This is a genomic window from Halosolutus sp. YCN4 (assembly GCF_059736495.1).
In genome coordinates this window covers 851,600-875,373 of sequence record NZ_JCASSM010000001.1, presented here as the reverse complement: position 1 = coordinate 875,373, position 23,774 = coordinate 851,600, and the positions used below count along the sequence as shown (strand labels likewise).

Genomic DNA, 23,774 nt, shown 5'->3' with positions numbered 1-23,774 from the left:
TCCCGAGACCGTCGTCCGGTTGTCAAACGCAGGTTCGGTTTCACCCCCTCTAGCGGGGCGTTTCAACGGTCGGATGCACCAGTTCACGCTTTAAGTCAACAAATCGTTTTCAGTTGACGGGTCGTTATTAAAAATAGTATTAATGAACGGATACTCTGTTCGACAAACGTTTACTAATTTCACGCCGTGGTGACCGTCACTCCATGCCACACGATGGCTCAAGCGATCGGGACACCACTCCGTCGGTCGATCGGCGAACGCTCCTGACGTCGCTTTCGATCGGCGGGTTGCTCGGCTCCACGGGGATCGCGAGCGCGACCTCGGGCCGCGATCCCGGTCCCCGGAACGACGAACTCGTGGTTGGCCTCTCCGAGTCGGTCTCGGACGTTCGACGTGCGGTCCGCTCTGCCGTCCCCGGCGACGTCGACGTCGTCCGGCGTAACGAGCGGATCCGCTACGCCGTCGTCTCGTTTCCCGCGGACGCGTCCGATCGGGCCCGCGAGCGGTTCGTCGAGGCGGTCGCCCGGGCCGACGAGGTCGAGTACGTCGAGGAGAACGCGACGATTGAGGCGATCGCCGAGCCGGACGACCCCCACTACGACATCCAGCACGCCCCCCAGCAGATCGACTGCGAGACCGCCTGGGAGACGACACTCGGCGACGAGGACGTCGTCATCGCCGTAGTCGACCAGGGTATCCAGTACGATCACCCGGCGGTCGCGGAGACGATCGACGATCGGCGCGGCGAGGACGTCGTCGGCGACGGGAGCGATCCCTATCCGGCGAGCGACGAGGAACGACACGGCACCCACGTCGGGGGGATCGCGGCGGGCGAAACCGACGACGCCACCGGCCACGCGGGCATCAGCAACTGCTCGTTGCTCTCCGTCCGCGCGCTCGACGAGTCCGGTCGCGGTTCGCTGTCCGACATCGCCGACGCGATCGCGTGGGCCGCCGACGCCGGCGCGGACGTCGTCAACCTCTCGCTCGGGACGGCCGGCGACTACGCGACCCTCGCGAACGCGTGCGAGTACGCGCGTGATCGGGGCTGTCTCCTCGTCGGGGCAGCCGGGAACGAGGGGACCGACAGCGTCGCGTATCCGGCGGCGTACGACAGCGTGATCGGCGTCTCGGCGGTCGACGCGGACGACGCGATCGCCTCCTTCTCGAACACGGGGCCGGGGATCGATCTCGCGGCACCGGGGACGATGCTCGTCTCGGCCGTCCCCTGGGACGGGTACGCACGGATGTCGGGCACCTCGATGGCCGCGCCGGTCGTCTCCGGCGTGGCGGGCCTGGTGCGATCGGCCCACCCCGACCTCTCGCGCGAAGCCCTCCGGGAACACCTCCAGGAGACCGCCGTCGACGTCGGCCTCGACGCCGACGCGCAGGGCCACGGCCGCGTCGACGCTGGTGCCGCGGTGACGACCGCCCCGTCTTCCGAGGGGGGAGACGAGAGCGACGACGAGGAGTCGGGCGGCGAGTGCGGCGACGAAACGGTCACCGCGAGCGCCGACGGCGAACTCAGCGGCGGCTGGTGGGGCGAAAGCGATCGCTACAGCTACTCCCCCAACACGACGGATCCGTGCTCCGTCACGCTCACGCTCGAGGGGCCGACGGACGCCGACTTCCACCTCTACGTGACCCTCGACGGGCGATCGCCGACCCGCTGGGACTACGACGACGGAAGCGCCGACGCCGGCGCCAGCGAGACCGTGACAGTCCCGCTCGAGGGTGAGGAGGAACTCGGCATTCAGGTCCACGCCGAGTCCGGAAGCGGTGCGTACACGCTGACGATCCGGGAAGCGGGCCGGTAGCGACGATCGATCAGGTCCCGAGGGTGATCGCGTCGTCGGCCGCGTTCCGGAGCGCGTCCGATCGACCGTACGACCCCGGGGCGATCGCGACGGTCTCGACCCCGACGGTTCCCGCGTACTCGAGGACGGGTTTGAAGTCGGTGTCGCGCGAGGCGATGGCGAGACGATCGAACGTGCCCTCGCTCGCCAGCGCGGTCGCGTCGACGGCGAGTTTGACGTCGACGTCGCCGCTGGTCACGACCACCTCGAAGCCGCGGGCCTCGGCCGCCTGGATGAGTCCGGGCGTGGCGTGTTCGTCGAGATAGAGGCGAATGACGCCGACACGGCCGAGTTCCCGCGCTGCCGTCCGAAGGTCGTCGAGGTCGACGTCGAACTCGTCGCGGAAGACGTTCGGCCCGTCGACGAACAGGCCGACGGTCGGTGATCCCTCGGCATCGGGCGCGAGACGGGCGCGAACGCGGTCTAACATGCACGCCCGTTTCCCCTCGCCGGAGATAGGTGTGACGGATCGCCGTCGTCGTTCGATGGACAGGGCGTATCGCCGCGTTTCCGATCGCCTGATTCCTCTCGCCGTCGCGCGACGATCGCCCTGTAGAACGATCGATCTGGCGTCCGAGAACGCGGCTGAAACACCGTTCCGGGCTCGTAGGCGGCAACCGATCATCGATGAAGCGAATGGCAATACTTGCAGGAAAAGAACTTGCATTATATTTATTCTATGCTAAAATTGTATGAACGTTATGAACTCTCAGTCAAAATGGAGGTGTCGAGAGGATTATCCGCGACTCCTTCTCGTCGTGTCGTCATAGTATTGATTATAACTGAGTTTAGTAAGAATTTAATACCAGTATAATTTCTATGATTGTGTATCATGACGGAAGGAAATAACGTCCACATCGATCGTCGATCCGTACTCAAAGCAGCAGGTACCCTCGCCGCCTTCTTCGGAATGGGTGGCGTCGCTTCCGCGACGCCCGGTCGAACGCCCGGTCCGAAAGAGGACGAAATCCTCGTCGGTACCGCCGACGGCGTCGGTATCGCCAGCGCCCAGGCGACCGTCGAACGGAACGTTCCCGACGAAGCCGCGGTCGTCCACGAGAACGACGAACTCGGGTACGTGGCCGTCGAGATGCCCGACGATCGGGCCGGAACGATGGACTCGACCATCGACCGACTCGAGCGCCAGCCCGGCATCGAGTACGCCGAGCGCAACGCCACGTACTACACCCAGCTAGAACCGAACGACCCGCAGTTCGGCGACCAGTACGCCCCTCAACAGGTTCGCGCCGACCAGGCGTGGGACACCACCCTGGGCTCGATGGACGTGACCGTCGCCGTCGTCGATCAGGGCGTCGACTACACCCATCCCGACCTCGCCGATCGGTTCGAGGGCGACGAGGGCTACGACTTCGTCGACGACGACGAGGATCCCGCTCCCGTCGTCGACAGCGAGAACCACGGCACCCACGTCGCCGGCTGTGCAGCAGCGACGACCGACAACGCCGAGGGCACTGCGGGCATCGCGAACTGTCGGCTCATCTCGGGGCGCGCTCTCGATTCGGACGGCGGCGGGTCCCTCTCGGACATCGCCGACGCGATCCAGTGGGCGGCCGACCAGGGTGCCGACATCGTCAACATGTCCCTGGGTGGCGGTGGCGCCAACGACACCATGCGCAACGCGATCGACTACGCCTACGAGAACGGCTCCCTGCCGATCGCCGCGGCGGGTAACGACGGCGGGGCCGTCTCGTACCCGGCCGCGTACGACAACTGTATGGCGGTCTCGGCGGTCGACCAGAACGAGAACCTCGCGGACTTCTCGAACCGGGGACCCGAGATCAACGTCGCCGCCCCGGGCGTCGACGTGCTCGCTCCAGTCCCGGGTGGCTCCTACGAGTCGCTCTCGGGGACGTCGATGGCGTGTCCCGTAGCCTCCGGCGTCGCCGCCCTCGGCAAGGGCATAAACCCCGACGACTCGCCCGCCGATCTCTGGCAACGGCTCGAAAACAGCGCCGTCGACATCGGGCTCTCGGGCGATCAACAGGGTGCCGGTCGGGTCGACGCGCTCAACATCGTCAACGGCGGCGATCCGGACGATCCTGACGACCCCGACGATCCGGACGACCCGGATGACGGGGAGTGCGGAGACGAGACCGCGACTGACTCCGTCGAGGGCTCCCTCAGCGGCGGTTATTGGGGTAGCGGCAGCGACGCCTACACATACACGCTCGACACGGCGAACCCCTGCTCCGCGACGGTCACGCTCGACGGCCCGTCCGGCGCGGACTTCGACCTCTACCTGACGCTCGACGGACGGACTCCCAGCACCTGGGACTACGACGAGGCCTCGACCTCGACGAACAGCCAGAAGGAGATCGAGGTGGACCTCTCGGGCGACGAAGAACTGGGAATCCTCGTCGACGCCTATAGCGGTAGCGGCTCCTACACGGTGACGATCGAGGAACTCGGAACGTAACACGTCGAGGGACGAACCGTAGCGACGACCCGCACGGGACCGTCTGACCACACGCTCGTCTTCTCTTTCGCGATCGACCGTAGACGTGTGAGTCGATCGTTCGGCCGCCGGACCGATCGTGCTCGAACCGATCCCCGATCGGCCGCGCTCGACCGACTGACGAAAAGACATTACTATCCCGAGAGTGTCCACCCGAATATGCCGCTTCAGACGCCGCCGTTGCGTGGGATTCACGACGACCTGGGGGCGAAGTTCACGGAGTTCGGCGGCTGGGACATGCCAGTCGAATTCGATTCGATTCGTACCGAACACGAGGCCGTTCGCACCGACGCGGGGAAGTTCGACGTCTCCCACATGGGCCAGATTCATGTCACCGGCCCCGACGCGACGACGCTGATGCAACGGCTCACGTCGAACGACGTCACGCGACTCGACGTCGGCGACTCGCAGTACGCGACCATCACGAACGAGGACGGCGTCATCATCGACGATACCGTGATCTACCGACTCCCGGACGGGGATGGCGATCGATCGACCGGAAGCGGCGACCCGACCTACCTCTTCGTCCCCAACGCGGGGACCGACGAGGCGACCCACGAACGCTGGATCTCCCACCGGAACGAGTGGGACCTCGACGCGACCGTCGACAACCGGACCGACGAGTACGCGATGTTCGCCGTCCAGGGCCCCGACGCACCCGACCTCGTCGATCGGGTCGTCGACGATCCGGTCACCGACCTGAATCGGTTCGAGGCACGGTACGTGACGATCGACGACGTCCGGTGCTGGGCCGCTCGTACCGGCTATACGGGCGAGGACGGGTTCGAACTGATCGTCCCCTGGTCCGAGGCCGAGACGATCTGGTCAGTGCTCGACTGTCAGCCCTGCGGCCTCGGGGCCCGCGACACCCTGCGGGTCGAAGCCGGCCTGTTGCTCTCGGGGCAGGACTTCGACGCCGAGTCGAACCCGCGGACGCCCTACGAGGCCGGGATCGGTTTCACCGTCGACCTCGAGACGGAGTTCGTCGGTCGGGACGCGCTCGCGCGGGTTCACGAGGAGGGCGTCGACGAGAAACTCGTCGGCTTCGCGCTGATCGATCGGGGCGTTCCCCGGCACGGCTACGACATCACCACCACCGAGAGCCGCGTCATCGGGACGGTCACCAGCGGCACGATGAGTCCGAGCCTCGAGAAACCGATCGGCCTCGGCTACGTCCCGGTCGAGTACGCCGATCCCGGAACGACGTTGCAGGTCGTCGTCCGCGGCCAGTCGAAAAAAGCAAGAGTTGAACCCCTTCCCTTCATCGATACGGTATAACGACCATGAGTTTCGAAATTCCCGAAGACCGGCAGTACCAGGAATCGCACGAGTGGGCAGAAGAAACCGACGGCGTCGTCCGCGTCGGCATCACCGACTTCGCACAGGACGAACTCGGCGACGTCGTCTTCGTCGAACTCCCCGACGAGGGTGACGCGGTCACCCAGGACGAGGAGTTCGGCGTCATCGAGTCGATCAAGGCGGTGTCCGATCTCTACGCCCCCGCCAGCGGCGAAGTCGTGGCGGTCAACGAGGCGCTGTTCGACGCGCCGGAACTCGTCAACGACGACCCGTTCGGCGAGGGCTGGATGCTCGAGATCGACGCCGACGACACGGGCGAACTCGACACCCTCCTGTCCGCCGACGAGTACGAGGACCAGATCGCCTGAATCGACCCTCCCGATTCGGAGTCACTCGTCGGGCGACGATCGTGTGACCAGCACCAGCACCGTCCCGACGAGAGAGACCATCGCGACGCTCCAGAGGAGCCAGCCGATCGCCGCGTCGACGATGGCGACGATCGCGAGCGTCGCGAGGAAGACGACGGTCACCGCAATCGTCAGGCGATCGGCCCGATCGAACGGTCGACGGCGGTCGGTCACGGTAACGCAGTCACTCGAGGGAAACGAGGTTGTCGAGCAACTCGTCTAACGGTTCGGTCGTCACGGCGAGCGAGTAGCCGTCGATCCGCGCCAGGTCGGCGGCGTGGTCCCACAGGTCGGGTTCGTCGATCCCGTGCAGGACGACGGCGTTCGGCGTCGGGTTGACCACGCGCAGGGCGACCAGCGGCGATTCGCCGCGCGTGACGCCCGTGAACACGAGGACGCGGTTCGTGCTCTGGCCGTAGAGCCGGAAGAACTCCTCGCTCGAGAGCCGGGTGATCGCCTGAATGCTGTCGATGACCGTATGGCCGCTGATCCGGTCGGTAGACCCGGACGCGACTTCGGTCGCGTCGATCGCGTCGTACAGCCGGGACAGCGGGATCGACGTCGCGTACTCCCGGAGGTCGTAGACGACGTCGCTCTCGAATCCGGCCGACAGCACGCGACCGTACTGGCGAATGCGATCCCCGCCGCGGCGCTCGTCGATCGCGAGCAGGCCGTAGACGAGGCGGCTCACGACACCGATCCCGGGACTCTCGCGGCGCCCGCTCTCGTAGTCGGAGATGACCGACGAGGAGACGTCGATCTCCGCAGCCAGGTCGGTCTGGGAGACGCCGAAATCGGTTCGCCACTTGCGTAACGTGGCACCGGGCTCGGTACTCAGCGTGATCTCCCCGGCAATCTTCTCTGCGAGTTCTCGTTTCGGTCCGCGTCCGCCCATGTGCGTCGGTTGCGTGGTCGCGCCAAGTAGCTTCTGAAGATCGACCGGGAGGGCGGCAAGCCACGGCCTCTCGCGTCGCCGTCGCGCGCACCGAGAGGCGCGCATATATTGAATACTGGTAGCATAACACAGACTGCATATGCCCTCGGTTCTCGTCCACGTCGCTCTCGCCGGTCTCCTCGGGACCGCGTTGCTCGGCGAGCGGTTCGATACGAAGGCGATCCTCGCCGTGATGGTCCTGACGGCGGCGATCGATCTCGACACCGTGATCGGCATCTACGTCCCCGGCGCACACCGGGCGCTCTTTCACAACGTCTGGCTCATTCTCGTTCCCGGCGCGGTGCTGTACTGGGACGGCCACCTCCGTTCGGCGTCGGCCGTCCGCGCGCGATGGGGTGCCTACGGAACCCGGGTCCTCTGGGTCACCATCGTCACGGTCCTGTTCGCACACGTCCTGCTGGACGCGTTCTACAACGGGGCGAACCTCCTCTGGCCGATCCACGATCGGTTCTACGATCTCTCGGGCGAGATTATTCTCTCCACCGAGCGCGGGATCGAACAGACGTTCGTCGAGTTCGACGACGGTGGCGGGCGGATCACCGAGTCGACGGCCCGCGGCACGACCCGAGATACGTACTACTCGACCGGGTTCAACCCGACACCCGGAGAGCCCGCCGCGGGTGCGGAACGGACGTTCCCGATCGCGGACACGGGAGAACTGTTCGTACTCACGGTCGCGGGACTCGGGACGGTACTCTTTCGAATCGTCGAGACGCGTCGCGCGGCCGAGAACGAATGACCGCTCTTGCCGTCAGGAGAACCGTCGTTCCAGGAACAAAAGCGGGTCCCTCAGGCGTTGTTCATCCGCTGACTCTCGCGGTTGCCACAGCGCTGGCACTCGCGGACGCGGTAGGGTTCGCGCGAATACTGGGCGTTCTCCCCGTCTCCTGCCTCGGTTACGAGCTGGACCGACACCTCGTGTAGCGTATCGGTGTCGCATACGGCACACGGTTCGGTCATCCCGTTTGACACACCATCTGTCGTTGCCATACCGGCCCATCACACCGATCGGTCATATAGCACCACCAGTGGCTTCGGACGAGGAGAAGGGGTATATATAGGTATTTTCGCAGCGTGAGAACACCCCGCCGGAACGGGACGCGATCGATCCCGTCGCTGGCCGTCCGCGTTCGATCGACCGGCGACCTATCAGGAGAGAACTACTCCGTGGCATAGTGACGGTTCGAAAACTGGGAAAGTCTTTTGCTCCATCTCTCTATAGGAACTGCACATGGATGACGAGTCCTCCATCGAAGACATTCTCGACATGATCGGGGACGAACACGCCAGGACCGTCCTCGCCTCGATCAGCCGCGAACCCTGTTCGGCGAAGGAACTGGCGGACCGACTCGACCTCTCACAGCCGACGATCTATCGACGCCTCGAACTCCTCGAAGACTACGACCTCATCAAGCATCGCACCCTCGTCGCGGACGACGGGAACCACTACAAGGAGTTTCAGTCCAATTTCAACAGCACGGTCATTTCACTGGAAGACGACGAGTACGACGTGCGGATCTTCCGCGAAGAAAACCTCCCGGACCGGTTTTCGCAGCTCTGGGACGAACTCGGTGCAACATAGGAGAGACGATGAGCCACAACGACAGCCGCGACCCACTGTATCCGGGAGGTGACGGGCGCCATGAATGAGATCGCGGAGGCCGTCCTGATGATGATGCAGATGATCGTCTTCGCGCTCGCGCTGGGACTGACCCTCATCAGCTTCCAGTCGTACCGGAGGAACCAGTCGAAGCGGCTGGAATCCGCGTTCATCGGCTTCGCGTTTCTCAGTATGGGCGTCGCACTCACCACGATCGTCTCGCAGGTCCCGACGCTGTCGACCTTGTTCCGGATCGTCGAGACCATCCCGTTTATTATCGGATTCGGGATGCTCTATCTGTCGCTGTACCGCTGATGTTCCCCCGGCGGGAGTGACCGTTCGAACGCCCGAACAGTGAAGCCCCCGCGGTTCGAGTCGATCCGATATGCCATCGACGGTCGTCCACGTCGCGTTCGCGGGGGTGCTCGGGATCGCGTTGCTCGGCGACGAGTTCGATACCCGGGCGATCCTGATCGTGATGGGGTGTACCGCGCTCCTCGATCTCGACACGCTGATCGGGATCGTCGTCCCCGGAACGCACCGCGCGGCGTTGCACAACGTCTGGATCGTGCTCGTCCCCGCCGCCGTCGTGCTGTGGGACGGCGCGATCCGCGAGGAATCGGCCCTCCGCGATCGGTGGGGCGACTACGGTCGTCGCGTCGCGTGGGCCACGCTCGCCGCGGTGCTGTTCGCACACGTCCTCTTCGACGCCTTCTTCAACGGGGTCAATCTCTTCTGGCCGCTTCACGATCGGTTCTACGATCTCTCCGGGGAACTGCTCGTGACGGATCAGCGCGGGATCGTCCAGACGTTCGTCGAACTCGAGACCGGGGAGGTCGCCGAGTCGACGGCCCGCGGAACGACCGAGGACACCCACTACCGGACGGGGGTCGATCCGACGCGGGACGAACCCGCCACGGGCGTCGAGCGGGTCTTCCCGATCGCCGCCAGCGGTGAGCGGTTCGTGCTCACCGTCGCCGGGTTGGTGACGGTGCTCGTGCGGATCGCCGAGGACCGGCGATCGGACTGAGCGGCCCCCACACCGGGAGCCGCGCGGCGGCTACTCCGTTTCTCCATCGCTCGCCGACGGCGAGTCGGTCGTCTCCACGCGCTCACGGAGCCACGCGATCGCGTCCGCGACCGTCTCCGGGTCGGTACTCGAGACGCGGATCCGGCCGGGTCGGTGCTCGCTCCGGGGATAGCTCCCCACCGCGACGTCGAACCGATCGGTGACCGCCTCGAGCGCGTCGTGAAGCGCTCCCTCGGGGGCCGGCGTGTACAGCGTTTCCGCGACCGACTCGCCACGGAATTCCGCGGCCACCTGCTCGAACATGGCCCGCATCTCGTCGGGGATCCCCGCGAACACGTAGACGTTCTCGACGACACAGCCCGGGGCCCAGCCATCGTCGATCACGATCGGCGTCGCGCCCGCGGGGATCGAGGCCGCGGCGTCGACGTCGAGTTGCAGGTCGTACTCCGCGACCAGATCCGGGTTCTCCTCGCGGAACGCGGCCGCTTTCTCGAGAAGGCGGTCGCGGATCCCCTCGCGGACCACGAGGTCGCGCCCGAGTCCTTCCGCGACGGCCTCGATCGTCACGTCGTCCGGGGTGCCGCCGATCCCGCCGGTGACGATCACGGCGTCGAACCGTTCGCCCCAGCGGGCGACGTAGTCGGCGATGAGGGCCCGATCGTCGGGAATCGTCAGGATCCGTTCGACCGAACTCCCACGATCGGTGATCCGCTCGGCCAGCCACGACGCGTTCGTATTCGTCGTCGTTCCGGCCAGTAACTCGTCACCGACGGTGACGATCGCGACGTTCATGGACGGCCTTCGGGCCATGGGCAGTTATCGTCTCCGGGATCACCTGGGATCGCTACCGAGAGACCGAGGTCACTCGCTACTGACGCGACTGGGGAGAGCGCTTGCGGCACGGTTTTGTAAGCCCTGTGCCAAGTGTCCGTATGATCGTGGCTCCCGGCGATTGGACTGCCGGCACATCTCGCCCACCGATCGGCGACCGCCGGTCGCCCGGATCGGACGGACGAATCAGCCGAATCGAGCGTCGAAGACGGAGTGCGCCCACCCCGGTACCGGCGCAGCCGGGTCGATCGACGTCGGCGAGGGGAGGCCGATGGTAGACCTCGCGTTCTCGCTGGGTCGCCTCGCGTTCGCGTTCTTCCTGGTCATCCTGAACGGCTTTTTCGTCGCGGCGGAGTTCGCGTACGTCAGGATCCGGCCGACCCAGATCGACGCGCTCGTCGAGGAGGGACGACGGTCGGCGAAACTCCTCCAGGAGGCCGAGGAGAACCTGGACGACTACCTCGCGACCACCCAACTGGGCATCACGATCGCGTCGCTGGGGCTCGGGTGGGCCGGCGAACCGGCGATCGCCTCGCTCATCGAACCCGTCCTGGGATCGGTGCTGCCGGCGGGGTCGATTCACCTGGTCGCGATCGCGATCGGGTTCAGCATCATCACGTTCCTGCACGTCGTCTTCGGGGAACTCGCGCCGAAGACCCTCGCCATCGCCGATGCCGAGCGGATCGCGCTGCTGGTCGCCGCGCCGATGAAGTTCTTCTACTACGTCTTCCTCCCCGGCATCGTCGTGTTCAACGGGACGGCGAACTTCTTTACGCGACTCATCGGCGTCGAGCCGGCGTCCGAGAGCGACGAGACCCACAGCGAGGAGGAGATCCTGCGCATCGTCTCCCAGTCCGGCCAGCAGGGAACCGTCGACATGGACGAGGTCGAGATGATCGAATCGATCTTCGACCTGGGCAAGACGATCGCCCGCGAGGTGATGGTCCCGCGGCCGGACGTCGTCACCGTTCGCGCGGGGATGCCTCTCTCGGAACTGCGACGCGTCGCCGCCAGCGGGACCTACACCCGGTTTCCAGTCGTCGACGACGACGCGGATCAGCCCGTCGTCGGGTTCGTGCATGCGAAGGACGTGCTTCAGGCTATCGAGGCCGCGGATCGGACGGCGGATCGGGGAGCCGACGAGCCGACTGCACGCGACCTCGCTCGAGAGGTGATCATCGTCCCCGAAACCCGCCGGATCGACGAGGTCCTCACCGAGTTCCGCATGCAGAACGTCCAGATGGCGGTCGTGATCGACGAGTGGGGTGCCTTCGAGGGAATCCTGACCATCGAGGACGTCATCGAGGAGGTCGTCGGCGAGATCCAGGACGAGTTCGACACTGCGACAATGGAACCCTCGATCGACGAACTTGCGGACGGACGCTACGCCATGGACGGCGGCGTCACGCTCGCGGCGGTGAACGACCTCCTCGAAACCGAGTTCGAGAGCGACGCGTTCGACACGATCGGCGGGCTGGTGTTGCACCGCCTCGGGCGCCCGCCCGAAGTCGGCGACGCGATCGAGGCCGACGGTTACGAGGTGACCGTCGAAGCGGTGGAAGGAACGCGCGTCTCGCGGGTAATCGTGGGCGAGGCCGTCACGGAACCTGAGGAACCGTCGGGTTGAGTTCGGTGTCGGGACCGGATCGGATCACTCGATCGGGTCGTGGATAGCGAGTCGAACCCCGTCCGAACGATCCCAGAGTGGGAATCTTGATCGATTCGGGGAATAGTTTTATCTCTACCCACCATACGCCGATACATGTCCGACGTAACCCTTGACGATCGCGGTCGTCTGACGCTTCCGAAAGACGTCAGAGAGCGGTACGGTGATCGGTATCACGTCGTTCAGCTTCACGATGGGATCAAGCTGATCCCGATCGCCGACGACCCGCTCGACGCACTCAGGGACGAGTTCTCGGATATCGACAAGTCGGCCGACGAACTCCGCGACGAAGCACGCGAAGCAGCCCTCGACGAGGCCGGACGCTAGATGTACGCCGAAACCGATTTTCTTCTCGCGCTCATCAAGGACGAAGATTGGCTGGGAGAGGCCGCTGAAACCGTATATCGGGACTCCCAGGACGAGTTGTGGACGTCGCAGTTCACGCTCGTCGAACTCCTTCTCGTTGCCTACCGTGAGGAGCGGAATACCGAACGCATCGTCACGAACGCCGCCGCCCTCGTCGAGGTGCGTGGCGACGTAGAAACGGTCGTCTCCGCGGCGACGTACGTCGAAGACCACGGGTTCACGCCGTTCGACGCGCTCCATCTCGTCGAATCCGACGGGGACCCCATCGTCTCGAGCGACGACACGTACGAAGACGTCACGTCCCGCATCGACCTGAAGACGGTCGCCGAAGAGTGAGGCTCCGCAACCACTAAACGCGACTCGCACCAACCTGTGTCCAATGAGTGACTGGACGGAGACGTACCGCCCGACGACCCTGTCGGAGGTACGCGGGAACAACAAGGCCCGCGACAAACTGAAGCAGTGGGCCGAGACCTGGGACGAGCACCGGGACGCGGTGATCGTCCACGGCAGTCCCGGCGTCGGGAAGACCTCGGCCGCCCACGCGCTGGCCAGCGACATGGGGTGGCCCGTGATGGAACTCAACGCCAGCGACAGCCGCGGGGCCGACGTGATCGAACGGATCGCCGGCGAAGCCGCCAAAACCGGGACCCTCACGGCAGGCGGCGCGGGCCGCCGACTCGTGGTCCTGGACGAGGCGGACAACTTCCACGGGAACGCGGACTACGGCGGTTCGAGGGAAGTCACGCGGGTCGTCAAGGACGCCAACCAGCCGATCGTTCTCGTGGCCAACGAGTTCTACGACATGAGCCAGTCGCTTCGCAGTGCCTGCGAGACGATCGAGTTCCGGGACGTCTCGAAGCGATCGATCGTGCCCGTCCTGCGAGACATCTGCCGACGGGAAGGAGTCGAGTACGAGGACGAGGCGCTCGAGGCGATCGCCGAGAACACGAGCGGCGACCTCCGATCGGCGGTCAACGACCTGCAGGCGGTCGCCGAGGAGGCCGACCGGCTGACCGTCGAGGACGTGGTCACGAGCGAGCGAGACACCACCGAGGGGATCTTCGACTACCTCGACGCGCTGATCAAGGAGGAGGACGCCGAGGGCGCGCTCCGGGCGTCCTACGACGTCGACGAGACGCCGGACGACCTGCTCAACTGGATCGAGGACAACGTGCCCAAAGACTACGAGGGCGCGGAACTGGCCGACGCCTACGAGTTCCTCTCGAACGCCGATCGCTGGCTCGGCCGCGTCCGGGCCACGCAGGACTACTCCTACTGGCGGTACGCGACGGACAACATGACCGCCGGCGTCGCCGCCTCCCGCCGCGAACCGAAAGGCGGCTGGACCCGGTACGGCCCGCCGAGCTACTGGTCGAAACTCGGACGGACCAAGGGGACCCGGAACACCCGGGACGCGATCGCCGAACGCATCGCCGAACGCGAGGGAACGAGCGTCGCGACGGCCCGCCGCGAGATTCTCCCCTTCCTCTCGGCGATAACCCACCACTGCAAGAACCGCGATCTCACCGTCCGGATGGCCGCGATCTACGACCTCGACGAAGGGGACGTCTCGTTCGTCACCGGCAGCGGGAAAGACACCAACAAGGTCGAGTCGATCGTCGAGGACGCCCGGGAACTGCGCGACGAAGAGACGGTCGCTCACTCGGGGAACGCGTTCTTCGAGGCCGAAGACGCGAGCGACGGGGTCGCGACCGAGTCGTCGGCGACGGCGGAAGAGGGCGCTACCGACACGGAGAACGGGAAGAGCCAGCAAACCCTCACCGCCACGACCGAGTCGGCTGACGACGCCGACGAGGGTGAGTCGGCGGAACCCGAGTCGGCCGACGACCCGGACGACGACCAGTCCGGACTGACGGACTTCATGTAGTCCGGGCTCGCAATCGGGTCATCGTCGCGCCGCCGGTCGGGAATTTGCGGGCCGTTCAACTCGGTTTTATTACCCCAGAATATGTCGAGATATAGAGTGATCGACACTATTACGTCGGTGACCGATGACAGTACTCGACGGTGAGCGGTTACCGATGAACGATTACAAATGCCCCCTCTGTACGGACACGTACGGCGAGCAGACGAATCTTCGGGTCCACCTGGAGGTGGAACACCGGAAATCGGAGATCGTCTCCTCTCTCATCGACGGCCTCGAGGAGGGGACCGGAACCGGCGTCGAGAACGAACGGCGGCCGACCCCGCCAGTCTAGAACTCGCCCGCCGAGAGCCGATCGCGAAACGCCGGCGAGAGCGCGTCGCGAACCCCCTCGGCCAGTCGCTGTGGATCGGATCCCGACAGCGGCGGCACCGTCTCGACTGGTACCCCCGTCAGCCGTTCGAGTTCGGCCGGATTCGTCCGCTCCGCGAGCGTCGCACCCTCGTACTCGTTGCAGACGATGCCGCGGACCGGGACGCCGCGGCGACGGAGTGCCTCGACGGACAGTGCCGTGTGATTCAGCGTCCCGAGTCCCGATCGCGTGACGACGATCGCCGCGGCCGAACAGTCCGCGACGAGGTCGATCACCTCGCTGTCGCCGGCCAGCGGTACGCGAAGGCCGCCGATTCCCTCGACGAGAGGGACCGGCGTCGCGTCGATCGCCTGCTGGCAGGCGGCGAGGATCGACCCGTAGGTGAGGGTCTCGCCGGTTTCCTCGGCGGCGACGCGCGGTGCGAGCGGCGGCTCGAGATACCGGGGACAGATCGCCGCGTCGTCGTCTTCGCAGGCCTCGGCGACGAAGCCCGCATCGTCGTCCGGCGGGTGGCCGGTCTGGGCGGGTTTGATCGCCCGGGCCTCGAGCCCCTCCTCGCGGAACCAGCGCGTGAGCCCCGCCGTGACCACGGTCTTGCCGACGCCGGTGTCGGTGCCGACGACCGCGATCGGCGCGTCGGCATCCGTCACAGCACCCCGACCTCCTGACCGGCGGCCTGGAACGCCTCGAGACAGGCCACGACGTCGTCGGTGTCGTGGGTCGCCATCGGCACGACGCGGATCCGGCTGGTCCCCTCGGGGACGGTCGGCGGCCGGATCGCCGGCGCGACGACGTTCCGATCTCGCACCGCGTCGGCCAGGGCGAGCGCGTCGCCTCGATCGCCGACCATGACGGGAAGGATCTGAGAGTCCCCGAGCACGCGAAATCCCATCGACTCCAGCCCGTCCCGGAGGTGGGAGACGTTCTCCCAGAGTCGTTCCCGGGCGCTCCCGTGACGCGCGACGTGCAACGCTTCGCTCGCGGCCGCGGCGGCTGGCGGATTCAGCCCCGTCGAGAAGACGAACGATCGGGCGTCGTTGATCAGGCACTCGATCAGGGCGTCGCGGCCGGCGACGTAGCCGCCCTGGCTGGCGAGCGCCTTCGACAGCGTCCCAAGCTGGATCTGGACCCGGTCGTCGAGCCCCTCCGCCTGTACGACGCCGCCCCCGTTGGCGTAGAGGCCGGTCGCGTGGGCCTCGTCGACCATGACCCACGCGCCGACCGCCTCGGCGGCGTCACAGATCGCCTCGAGCGGCGCGACGGTGCCGTCCATGCTGAACACCGAGTCGGTGACGATCAGCCACGACTCCGTCTCGGCCCCGGGGCGATCGGCACGCGCTTCGAGCTTCGACCGCAGGCTCGCGGCGTCGCAGTGGTCGTAGACGACTGTTTCGGCCCCCGAGAGCCGACAGCCGTCGATGATACTCGCGTGATTGTATTCGTCCGAGAAGATCACGTCGGGGGACAGTGCGGCGATCGTCCCGACGTTGGCGGCGTACCCCGAGGAGAACGCGAGCGCGCGATCGGTCCCCTTAGTCTCGGCGAGTTGCCGTTCGAGGTCGCGGTGGACCAGCGTATCGCCGGTTACCAGGCGGCTAGCCCCGGCCCCCGTGCCGACCGTCGCGGCGGCCTGTCGGGCCGCGTCCTGGACGCGCTGGTCGTCGGTCAACCCGAGGTAGTTGTTCGATGCGAAGACTAGTGCTTCGTCGGCCTCGAGCACCGGCAGGTCGCCGCCCGACGGCGCCGCGAAGTAGCCGCGCTCGGCGACCCGATCGGCGGGGGCCAGCGCTCGCTTCAGATCGTTCGCCTCGAGGGCGCGGAGTCGCCCCTCCAGGTCGAACCCGCGGTCGCGATCGTCCATTCGAGTGAATCGAGTCAACGACGTGATTTCACTTTCACGGTTCCGATCGACGCGACCGAATCCGACGCCAACCGTGTCGGCGAGTGCTGTCGCGGTCGATATCGGGGTCCGAACGTGTGATTCGACCGGAGGTGCGGTACCACCTGGGGGTCTCAGAACCCGGGCATCAGTTCGGCCGGCCCGAAGACGCCGTACTCGCCGGCACGATACCGCCGGACGCCGGCCTTCAGGTAGCCCAGCGCGGGGCCGTTGACGTTCGCCTCCATGCTGGTCTCGTCGCCGAGCTGGAAGGTGTTCGTCGCCGTCTCGCCGTCGAACGTCGTTCCCGTCACGGAGACAGTCGTCGTCGTCGGCTTCTCGTCGCTCTCGACGTCGAGCACCCCACCGACGCTGACGGCGTCGGCGTCACAGATCCCCGCGCGCTCCAAGAGCACGTCGTCGGCGTGTTCCATGTCCTCGAACTCGATGACGCCGTCGTGCTCGTCGATGATCGCCTCGATCTCGTCGTCGGAGAGGTCGCGGGCGGTCTCGATGTCGTAGTCGGGGAGGTGTGCGATGTCCTCGCGGACGGTGCCGCGATTGTCCTCGTACCCCGATTTGAGACCGACGCCCCAGTGGATGTCGACGTCCGTCACCTCGACGAACGACTGGGCCGCCAGTGCGGCCGCGCCGGTGAGGAAGCCGGGGGTCGCGCCCGCACCACAGATGAACGTGACTCCCTGTTCCTCGAACGCGTCGCTCCGATCGTCGAGCATGTCGATCACGCGCGATCGCTTGAGCACGTCGACTATGACGCCCGAGTAGCCGCCCTCGACGAACCGATCGGCCACGCGCGGGATGAAGTCGTGTTCGTAGTTCGGCAGTGCGAGCAGGACGGCGTCGATCCGATCGCCGTGGTCGATGATATCCTGGATCGGGTCCTCGCTGGGACGGGCCTGCGCGGAGGCGACGACCCCCCGGTCCTCGCCGTGCTGTTTGACGCCGCCCTCGCTGTCGGCGGCGGTCGCACCGATTCCGCCGTCCGTCGCAACTTCGTTGTCGATATTCCCCTCCGTCGCCGCCAGCAGTTCGTCGACGTCCAGTCCGTCGGCGTCGATCGCGGTGCCGTGGCGATCGCAGGCCGCGACGGGGGTGAGCGCGTCCTTGTGCTGGCTGACTTCGAGCGTTCGTCGTCCGATACCGCCGGTTCCGAGTACCGCAAACGTGATTTCGTCCATGGCTGTCGGTGTCGTGGTGAGCCGTTGATCCGCTAGTCGTCGGTTGCGCCGCTAGTCGTCTCCCGGTTCCGCGCCCGTACTCGCCGCCGTCTCGGTCGAAGACTCCGTCGACGCGCCGTGACGGTCCTTCACCGCCTCGGGATCGAAGTCGTTGACCTCCCGATTGGGTTCCAGCCCGGCCCGTTCGACGATCTCGATGTCCTCGCCGGGCGACTGCCCCTCCGTCGTGAGGTAGTCTCCCGTGAGCAGGCCGTCGGCGCCAGCCTCCAGCGGCAGGTGTTGCTCGGCGGGATCGAGATTTGCCTCGCGACCGCCCGTGAGTCGCACTCGCGACTCGGGGTGGAGCAGTTTGTACACCGCGACCGTCTTGACGATCTCCTCGGTCGTGATGTCGACGCCCTGTTCGTACAGCGGCGTGCCAGGGACCGGGTTCAGGACGTTCACCGGGAGCGAGGAGATGCCGATGTCCTGCAGGGCGATCGCGGCCTCGACCCGATCGGTGGGCGTCTCGCCCATGCCGAGGATGACGCCGGCACAGAGGTCCATGCCGGCCTCCTTGGCGATCTCGAGGGTCTCCACCCGATCCTCGAAGGAGTGGGAGTCCACGATCTCGGGGAAGTACCGCGGCGAGGTCTCGATGTTGTGATTGTAGTGGTTGATCCCCTCGTCGGCGAGTATCGCGGCCTCTTCCTCGGTCAGGATGCCAAGCGAGGCGTCGACCTCGAGGTCGCACTCGTCCCGGACGAGTCGGATCGACTCGAGAACCTCCGCCCACTCCTCGGGGCGATGGTCCTTCGAGACGCCCTTCTCGGCGACGACGATCCCGAACCGCTGTGCGCCGTCGCGTTCGGCACGTTTGGCCGCTTCGAGGATCTTCTCCGGGCCGAGAAAGCCGTAGGTGTCGATACCGGTGTCGAAGTGGACCGACTGCGCACAGAAGCCACAGTCCTCGGCGCAGTTGCCCGCCTTCGCGTTGACGATCGAGCAGGCGTCGACCGTGCCGTCACCGAAGTGATCGCGGACGGCCGCCCCGGCTTCCGCGAGCGGGTCGACCGGCTGGGCCATCAGCGCGAGTCCGTCGGTCCGATCGAGTCGCCCGCCGGCCAGGACCCGCTCGAGCGCGTCGTCGACCGTCTCGTTGTTCGTCTCGTAAACCACGATCCGAACCTCGGTTGACGAACCTATAACTGTTGGGGACCGTCACGGCATTTGCACGTTCGGGCCGTGACACGGTCGCTGTTACTCGTCTTCGAGTTCTCTCGTCGAAACCTCGTAGGTGTCGCCGTCGTACTCGTAGTGGCCGTCCTCGTCGTTGCCGAAAATCGGGGTGGTCCCGTTGTACTCCTCGAGTCGGACCCGATCGGCGTCGTGGTCGCGGGCGAGTGCGACGACGTCCCGCAACTGGTCGTTCCGGAGCAGGGTCTCGGTGATCAGCGGGGTGCCGGCGACGTCGTCGTCGGTCCGAACGAGTTCGTACGCGCCCCGTCGCGTGTATTCGCTCTCGGGATCGCCCCGGTCGGACGTGGCGACGAGCGTGTCGCCCTCCCACTCGGTGCTCGTAATCGCGTTCGTCGGCGTCAGCGCGAGGTCGTCCGCGTCGAGTTCGAACCGCGCACAGAACCCGATCGTCCCGTCGTACGGGCCGTCGTCGAACCGGCCTCGCGTTCCGAAGGCGTAGGTCCCGCCGCCGAGTCCGGCGATCGGATCGCGTCCACTGCTCGCATCGCGCACGGATGCCCCGTCTTCGACGGCCGCGTTGTCGACCCTCAGATCCCAGTCGTGCGTCCCGCCGGGTTCGAGGGTGGAAAGCGGCTGATTCCACCCCCTCGGTGCGACGTAGTGCCACCGATCGTCGACCCGCTTGTGGAGGTGCCAGCGGAACGGGTTGTGCATGAAGTCGCTGTCCGTCTCGTTGGCCAGCGTGAACGTGATCCGCTCGTTCCCGGCGATCGTCTCGGCCGACGGGACGAGGTAGATCGCGGTCTCGTCGGGATCGATCTCGTGGGCGGCGACGACCCGATCGACGTCGTACTCGGGACACCCGTCGAGGGACGTCCCGCCGGGCGGGAGCGACGAGTCGCCGTTCGATGTCTGTCCATCGTCGTCATCGAGATCGTCGGAGGTCGAATCGCTCGGGCCGTCGAGGCAGCCGGCGATCGCGACGGTTCCGGTCGCTGCGAGGAGGGCGCGGCGCGTCGGGCGGCGCATACCCGTTCCTGTTAGTGAGAGTAGTAAATACTTTGTCGCGTTGCGATTCGCGGTGTCGACCGTTTGTGCGGTCGTGGGATTCCCTGAAGGCAGGTTCGAGGACCATCGTTCGTTCGATTCCGATCCCCGGTGTGTCCTTCCGGTCCGACCGTCACGTGTCGACTGACCTACTGGTAGCGCGTAGCTTTCCTGCCGGTGACGTATCGTGCCACGAGAATCGATATATCGAGACACTTCTCCGAACGTTGGTAGACGTATGTCAAATTCGATGGGCGTTAGAACCGGGCAACGGCCACTACACTCATGTCTCAGTTGTATCACTCGTCCCAACTGACAAAAATTCCAAAAATTAAAGGGATGTGATAATCTATTGGTACTGAACGACTGTATGACCGACAGTACCGCAGATAAAACCGCGAGGGACGGGGCGTTCGAGGCGGGACCGAGTGCGGACGAACTGTTCGGCGAGATCGAGGAGTCGGTCGAGGGGGGAGCGGCCGATCGCGAGGCCGACGACGCGTCGCCGGACGACGATGCGATCGAGGACCAGACGGCCGCAGACGTCTTCGATCAGCTCCGGACGGACGTGGGGGACGACACCGACGACGTGCTCGCGGACGAGAGTCCCGAGGACATCATCGCGAGTGCGGACGATCCGGCGGCGGAAACGACCGTCGACGACGACCTGCTCATGGACGAGGACGCGCTCGAGGATCTCTTGCTCACCGGACGAACGAAGGAAAAGGAGTTCCTCTGGGTGGACTCGGGAGCCGAGGACGGCGGGTCCGATGACGGCGCGACCGCCGCGGCCGATGCGATAGACGCGAGCGAGACGGCCGACGCGGCTGATCAGCCCTCGGAGGGGACGGTCGAAGCCGCCAACGAACCGGGTGACGCCGAGGCGTCGTCCGCCACCGATCCGGACGGCGACTCCTCGGAGTCGTCGCCGTCCGGCGGCTCGATCCTGGTGTCGGACGAGGACCGGGCCGGACCGACCGACGAGTCCTCGTCCGAGACTCCCCCGTCGTCGAGCGATGACGGAGGATCGAAGACCGCCGTGGCAGCCGACGACGACGTCAAAGACGCACTCGGCGACGAGGACGAGGCCGAGGCCGGATCGACGGCCGACCCGGACGCCGAAACCGATCCGGACTCGCCGTCGGCGGACGATGCCGACGAAACCTCGCTGGTCGTCCAGGACGAAGAACAGAGCCTCGCGAAGCCGGAGGACGAGACCTCGTCGGGATTCTTCGGCTGGCTCCGATCGAAACTCGGCGGACTGTTCTAGCGCTCCCGACAACACGTTCTACGGCGGGCGCGGTCGATCGGTTCGCCCGTTCCCACTGTCGGTTCGGCACCGTTCGACGCGCCACCGCGTCCGGTTCCGTTTCGACATTCGCTCGCTGGCGCTCGATCGCAACCCGCTGGTGGAGAACGAATCAGAAAGAGAGAGAGAGCGGATATCGAGAACGGCGAGCGCAGCGTTAGTCCAGGAACTCCTCGATGTGGTCGGCGACTTCCTCGGGGGTGTCGCCGACGGGGACGCCCGCGTCGTTGAGCGCGTTGATCTTGCTCTCGGCGGTGCCGGTACCCGAACCGGAGACGATCGCGCCGGCGTGGCCCATGCGCTTGCCCGGCGGGGCGGTGCGACCCGCGATGAAGCCGGCGACGGGGGTGTCGACGTGCTCGTCGATGTAGGCGGCGGCCTCCTCCTCGTCTTCGCCGCCGATCTCGCCGCACATGACGATCGCGTCCGTCTCGTCGTCGTTCTCGAACAGTTCCAGGGCGTCGACGAAGTCGGTGCCGATGATCGGGTCGCCGCCGATGCCGATGGCGGTCGTCTGGCCGATCCCGCGCTGGGTCAGGCTGTCGACGACCTGGTAGGTGAGCGTGCCCGATCGGGAGACGAGGCCGACGTTCCCCTCGGCGAAGATGTTGCCGGGGAGGATGCCCAGTTTGGCCTCGCCGGGCGTGATGAGACCGGGACAGTTCGGCCCGATGAGTCGGGTGTCGGTCTCGGAGAGTCGCTTGTTGACCCGGGCCATGTCCTGGGTCGGGATGCCCTCCGTGATCGCGACCGCGAGGTCGAGTCCGGAGTCGAGCGACTCGAAAATGGCGTCGCCCGCGAACGCCGGCGGGACGAAGATGACCGAGGTGTCGGCGTTCTCTTCTTCCACGGCTTCGTGGACCGTGTCGTAGACGGGGACGCCGGCGGCTTCCTGGCCGCCCTTGCCGGGGACCGCACCGGCGACGACGTTGGTACCGTACTCCATCATCTGTTCGGCGTGGAACTTGCCTTCCCCGCCAGTGATGCCCTGTACCACGACGCGCGTGTCGTCGTCGACTAGTACACTCATGCTTCCACCTCCTCAGCGTACTCGACGGCACGCTGGACCGCGTCCTCCAGGGTCTGTTCGACCGTCACGAGGTCCTCGTTCAGGATCTCCATGCCTTCCTCCCAGTTCGTGCCGGCCAGTCGGACGACGACCGGCTTCGGGATTTCGTCGAACTGTTCGAGAGCCTCGTTGATCCCCTTGGCGACCTCGTCGCCGCGGGTGATCCCGCCGAAGATGTTGAAGACGACGCTCTCGACGTTGTCGTCAGAGAAGACCATGTCGAGGGCGTTCGCGATTCGGGCGGCCTTCGCGCCGCCACCGACGTCCAGGAAGTTGGCGGGTTCGCCGCCGTAGTGGTCGACGAGGTCGAGCGTCGTCATCACGAGTCCGGCGCCGTTGCCGATGATGCCGACGTTACCCTCGAGGCGGACGTAGTCGAAGTCGTACTCGTCTGCCTTCTGCTCGAGTTCGTCGCCGCCCGCGGCCTCCTCTTCCATCTCCGCGAGTTCGGGCTGGCGGAACAGCGCGTCCTCGTCGATGTTCATCACGGCGTCGGCCGCGATGACCTCGTCGTCGGCCGTGACCATCAGCGGGTTGATCTCGGCGTCGGAGCCGTCGCGGCTCTCCCAGAGATCATAGAGGGTCATGAGGACGTTCGAGACGTCCCGCGCGACGGACCGATCGACGCCCGCGTCGTAGACGGCCTTGCGGGCCTGGTAGGGGTGCATCCCGAACGAGGGGTCGATGTGCTCGCGCGCGATCGCGTCGGGGTCTTCCTCGGCGACTTCCTCGATGTTGACGCCGCCGCGGGTCGAGACCATCGCGACCGGCTTGCCCTCGCCGCGATCCATCGTGATCCCGACGTAGAGTTCGTTCGTGAAGTCGACCGCTTCCTCGACGAGGACGCGGTCCACGTGGTAGCCCTTGAGATCCATCCCGAGAATCGAGTCGGCCGCGTCGCGGGCCTCGTCCTCGTCCTCGACGAGTTTGATCCCGCCGGCTTTCCCCCGGCCGCCGACCTGGACCTGCGCTTTCACTGCTACTGGGTACCCGATCTCCTCGGCCGCGGCGACGACGCCGTCGACGTCGGAGGCGAGTTGAGACGCCGGCGTCGGAATCCCGGCGTCGGCGAAGACCTGCTTCGCCTGATACTCGTGTAATTTCATGGCCATTCGAACGGGTGTTCCGCCGTTGCTTAAATCCTGCCAGTTTCCACTCGGGGAGGGCGTTCGTCTGACAGGTAGCGGCGAGCGACGGCAGCCGACGAGGTGCCCGAGGACCGAGCGAGACCACCGGTGACACCGAAGCGCTTGACTCCGTACAGTTCCAAGCAGTGACAACCGGTGTCTCCTGGTAGCGCGTTTCCACCCGATCGCCGTTCCGGATCCACGAGGGACGGATCCCG

General features: G+C 66.1%; 26 protein-coding genes. 14 read left to right on the top strand and 12 right to left on the bottom strand.

Annotation, left to right across the window (positions count from 1 at the left end; all coding sequences use genetic code 11):
* Positions 1-203: 203 nt before the first annotated feature.
* Positions 204-1,817: a S8 family serine peptidase gene (locus tag AC6I6X_RS04300; RefSeq protein ID WP_497929268.1), complete on the top strand. Its 1,614-nt coding sequence runs from the start codon at positions 204-206 to the stop codon at positions 1,815-1,817.
* A 10-nt stretch (positions 1,818-1,827) separates the two neighbouring features.
* On the opposite strand, the gene AC6I6X_RS04295 is transcribed toward AC6I6X_RS04300, so the two are convergent.
* Positions 1,828-2,286: an NYN domain-containing protein gene (locus AC6I6X_RS04295; RefSeq protein ID WP_497929267.1), complete on the bottom strand. Its 459-nt coding sequence runs from the start codon at positions 2,284-2,286 to the stop codon at positions 1,828-1,830.
* 402 nt (positions 2,287-2,688) lie between these two features.
* Between AC6I6X_RS04295 and AC6I6X_RS04290 the strand changes: the two genes are divergently transcribed.
* The 3 genes from AC6I6X_RS04290 (at position 2,689) to gcvH (ending at position 5,999) form a co-directional block, all read left to right on the top strand.
* Positions 2,689-4,293 (top strand): S8 family peptidase, encoded by a 1,605-nt coding sequence (locus tag AC6I6X_RS04290; protein WP_497929266.1) that lies wholly within the window; start codon positions 2,689-2,691, stop codon positions 4,291-4,293.
* 198 nt (positions 4,294-4,491) lie between these two features.
* The gene (gene gcvT, locus AC6I6X_RS04285; RefSeq protein ID WP_497929265.1) at positions 4,492-5,610 is read left to right on the top strand and encodes a glycine cleavage system aminomethyltransferase GcvT; all 1,119 of its coding nucleotides are present in this window, start codon (positions 4,492-4,494) and stop codon (positions 5,608-5,610) included.
* A gap of 5 nt (positions 5,611-5,615) precedes the next feature.
* Entirely contained in the window at positions 5,616-5,999 is a 384-nt protein-coding gene (gene gcvH / locus AC6I6X_RS04280; RefSeq protein ID WP_497929264.1) for a glycine cleavage system protein GcvH, read from the top strand.
* 21 nt (positions 6,000-6,020) lie between these two features.
* Here the strand turns inward: gcvH and AC6I6X_RS04275 are convergent, their stop codons facing one another.
* On the bottom strand, positions 6,021-6,212 hold the full coding sequence (locus AC6I6X_RS04275) for a hypothetical protein (protein WP_497929263.1): 192 nt from the start codon (positions 6,210-6,212) through the stop codon (positions 6,021-6,023).
* Positions 6,213-6,222: 10 nt separating this feature from the next.
* Entirely contained in the window at positions 6,223-6,933 is a 711-nt protein-coding gene (locus tag AC6I6X_RS04270; protein WP_497929262.1) for a helix-turn-helix domain-containing protein, read from the bottom strand.
* 139 nt (positions 6,934-7,072) lie between these two features.
* Here AC6I6X_RS04270 and AC6I6X_RS04265 point away from each other — a divergent pair, with 139 nt between their 5' ends.
* The gene (locus tag AC6I6X_RS04265) at positions 7,073-7,732 is read left to right on the top strand and encodes a metal-dependent hydrolase (RefSeq protein ID WP_497929261.1); all 660 of its coding nucleotides are present in this window, start codon (positions 7,073-7,075) and stop codon (positions 7,730-7,732) included.
* Between the two features lie 50 nt (positions 7,733-7,782).
* Here the strand turns inward: AC6I6X_RS04265 and AC6I6X_RS04260 are convergent, their stop codons facing one another.
* On the bottom strand, positions 7,783-7,983 hold the full coding sequence (locus AC6I6X_RS04260) for a DUF7835 family putative zinc beta-ribbon protein (RefSeq protein ID WP_497929260.1): 201 nt from the start codon (positions 7,981-7,983) through the stop codon (positions 7,783-7,785).
* A 241-nt stretch (positions 7,984-8,224) separates the two neighbouring features.
* On the opposite strand from AC6I6X_RS04260, the gene AC6I6X_RS04255 reads away from it, so the two are divergent.
* The 3 genes from AC6I6X_RS04255 (at position 8,225) to AC6I6X_RS04245 (ending at position 9,623) form a co-directional block, all read left to right on the top strand.
* Entirely contained in the window at positions 8,225-8,575 is a 351-nt protein-coding gene (locus tag AC6I6X_RS04255; protein ID WP_250141794.1) for an ArsR/SmtB family transcription factor, read from the top strand.
* A 60-nt stretch (positions 8,576-8,635) separates the two neighbouring features.
* The gene (locus AC6I6X_RS04250) at positions 8,636-8,908 is read left to right on the top strand and encodes a DUF7521 family protein (RefSeq protein WP_497929259.1); all 273 of its coding nucleotides are present in this window, start codon (positions 8,636-8,638) and stop codon (positions 8,906-8,908) included.
* A gap of 70 nt (positions 8,909-8,978) precedes the next feature.
* The gene (locus AC6I6X_RS04245) at positions 8,979-9,623 is read left to right on the top strand and encodes a metal-dependent hydrolase (protein WP_497929258.1); all 645 of its coding nucleotides are present in this window, start codon (positions 8,979-8,981) and stop codon (positions 9,621-9,623) included.
* A gap of 30 nt (positions 9,624-9,653) precedes the next feature.
* On the opposite strand, the gene AC6I6X_RS04240 is transcribed toward AC6I6X_RS04245, so the two are convergent.
* Positions 9,654-10,415 carry a competence/damage-inducible protein A gene (locus tag AC6I6X_RS04240; RefSeq protein WP_497929257.1) on the bottom strand — a complete coding sequence of 254 codons (762 nt, stop codon included), beginning with the start codon at positions 10,413-10,415 and terminating at the stop codon, positions 9,654-9,656.
* Between the two features lie 310 nt (positions 10,416-10,725).
* On the opposite strand from AC6I6X_RS04240, the gene AC6I6X_RS04235 reads away from it, so the two are divergent.
* The 5 genes from AC6I6X_RS04235 (at position 10,726) to AC6I6X_RS04215 (ending at position 14,708) form a co-directional block, all read left to right on the top strand.
* Entirely contained in the window at positions 10,726-12,081 is a 1,356-nt protein-coding gene (locus AC6I6X_RS04235) for a hemolysin family protein (protein WP_497929256.1), read from the top strand.
* Positions 12,082-12,216: 135 nt separating this feature from the next.
* The gene (locus AC6I6X_RS04230; protein ID WP_497929255.1) at positions 12,217-12,447 is read left to right on the top strand and encodes an AbrB/MazE/SpoVT family DNA-binding domain-containing protein; all 231 of its coding nucleotides are present in this window, start codon (positions 12,217-12,219) and stop codon (positions 12,445-12,447) included.
* The gene (locus AC6I6X_RS04225) at positions 12,448-12,822 is read left to right on the top strand and encodes a PIN domain-containing protein (protein WP_497929254.1); all 375 of its coding nucleotides are present in this window, start codon (positions 12,448-12,450) and stop codon (positions 12,820-12,822) included. It abuts the gene before it with no gap.
* 43 nt (positions 12,823-12,865) lie between these two features.
* Positions 12,866-14,377 (top strand): replication factor C large subunit, encoded by a 1,512-nt coding sequence (locus tag AC6I6X_RS04220; RefSeq protein WP_497929253.1) that lies wholly within the window; start codon positions 12,866-12,868, stop codon positions 14,375-14,377.
* Positions 14,378-14,531: 154 nt separating this feature from the next.
* Positions 14,532-14,708, top strand: a complete 177-nt coding sequence (locus AC6I6X_RS04215; protein WP_497929252.1) for a C2H2-type zinc finger protein — start codon at positions 14,532-14,534, stop codon at positions 14,706-14,708.
* Here AC6I6X_RS04215 and bioD read toward each other — a convergent pair.
* The 5 genes from bioD to AC6I6X_RS04190 all read right to left on the bottom strand — a co-directional run bounded on the left by bioD (position 14,705) and on the right by AC6I6X_RS04190 (position 20,033).
* Positions 14,705-15,397, bottom strand: a complete 693-nt coding sequence (gene bioD, locus AC6I6X_RS04210) for a dethiobiotin synthase (protein ID WP_497929251.1) — start codon at positions 15,395-15,397, stop codon at positions 14,705-14,707. The genes AC6I6X_RS04215 and bioD overlap by 4 nt on opposite strands.
* Positions 15,394-16,608: an aminotransferase class I/II-fold pyridoxal phosphate-dependent enzyme gene (locus tag AC6I6X_RS04205; protein ID WP_497929250.1), complete on the bottom strand. Its 1,215-nt coding sequence runs from the start codon at positions 16,606-16,608 to the stop codon at positions 15,394-15,396. Before AC6I6X_RS04205 ends, bioD begins: the two co-directional genes overlap by 4 nt.
* A gap of 152 nt (positions 16,609-16,760) precedes the next feature.
* Positions 16,761-17,825, bottom strand: coding sequence for a (S)-8-amino-7-oxononanoate synthase BioU (gene bioU, locus AC6I6X_RS04200; protein ID WP_497929249.1), 1,065 nt, complete (start codon positions 17,823-17,825; stop codon positions 16,761-16,763).
* A gap of 51 nt (positions 17,826-17,876) precedes the next feature.
* Entirely contained in the window at positions 17,877-18,983 is a 1,107-nt protein-coding gene (bioB, locus tag AC6I6X_RS04195; RefSeq protein ID WP_497929248.1) for a biotin synthase BioB, read from the bottom strand.
* Positions 18,984-19,064: 81 nt separating this feature from the next.
* Positions 19,065-20,033, bottom strand: a complete 969-nt coding sequence (locus tag AC6I6X_RS04190) for a hypothetical protein (RefSeq protein WP_497929247.1) — start codon at positions 20,031-20,033, stop codon at positions 19,065-19,067.
* A gap of 388 nt (positions 20,034-20,421) precedes the next feature.
* On the opposite strand from AC6I6X_RS04190, the gene AC6I6X_RS04185 reads away from it, so the two are divergent.
* The gene (locus tag AC6I6X_RS04185; protein WP_497929246.1) at positions 20,422-21,321 is read left to right on the top strand and encodes a hypothetical protein; all 900 of its coding nucleotides are present in this window, start codon (positions 20,422-20,424) and stop codon (positions 21,319-21,321) included.
* A gap of 196 nt (positions 21,322-21,517) precedes the next feature.
* Here the strand turns inward: AC6I6X_RS04185 and sucD are convergent, their stop codons facing one another.
* Together sucD and sucC are read right to left on the bottom strand one after the other, a co-directional pair.
* Complete coding sequence (gene sucD / locus AC6I6X_RS04180; RefSeq protein ID WP_497929245.1) at positions 21,518-22,390, bottom strand: succinate--CoA ligase subunit alpha; 873 nt, start codon at positions 22,388-22,390, stop codon at positions 21,518-21,520.
* Entirely contained in the window at positions 22,387-23,535 is a 1,149-nt protein-coding gene (gene sucC, locus AC6I6X_RS04175; RefSeq protein ID WP_497929244.1) for an ADP-forming succinate--CoA ligase subunit beta, read from the bottom strand. Before sucC ends, sucD begins: the two co-directional genes overlap by 4 nt.
* Between the last annotated feature and the right edge of the window lie 239 nt (positions 23,536-23,774).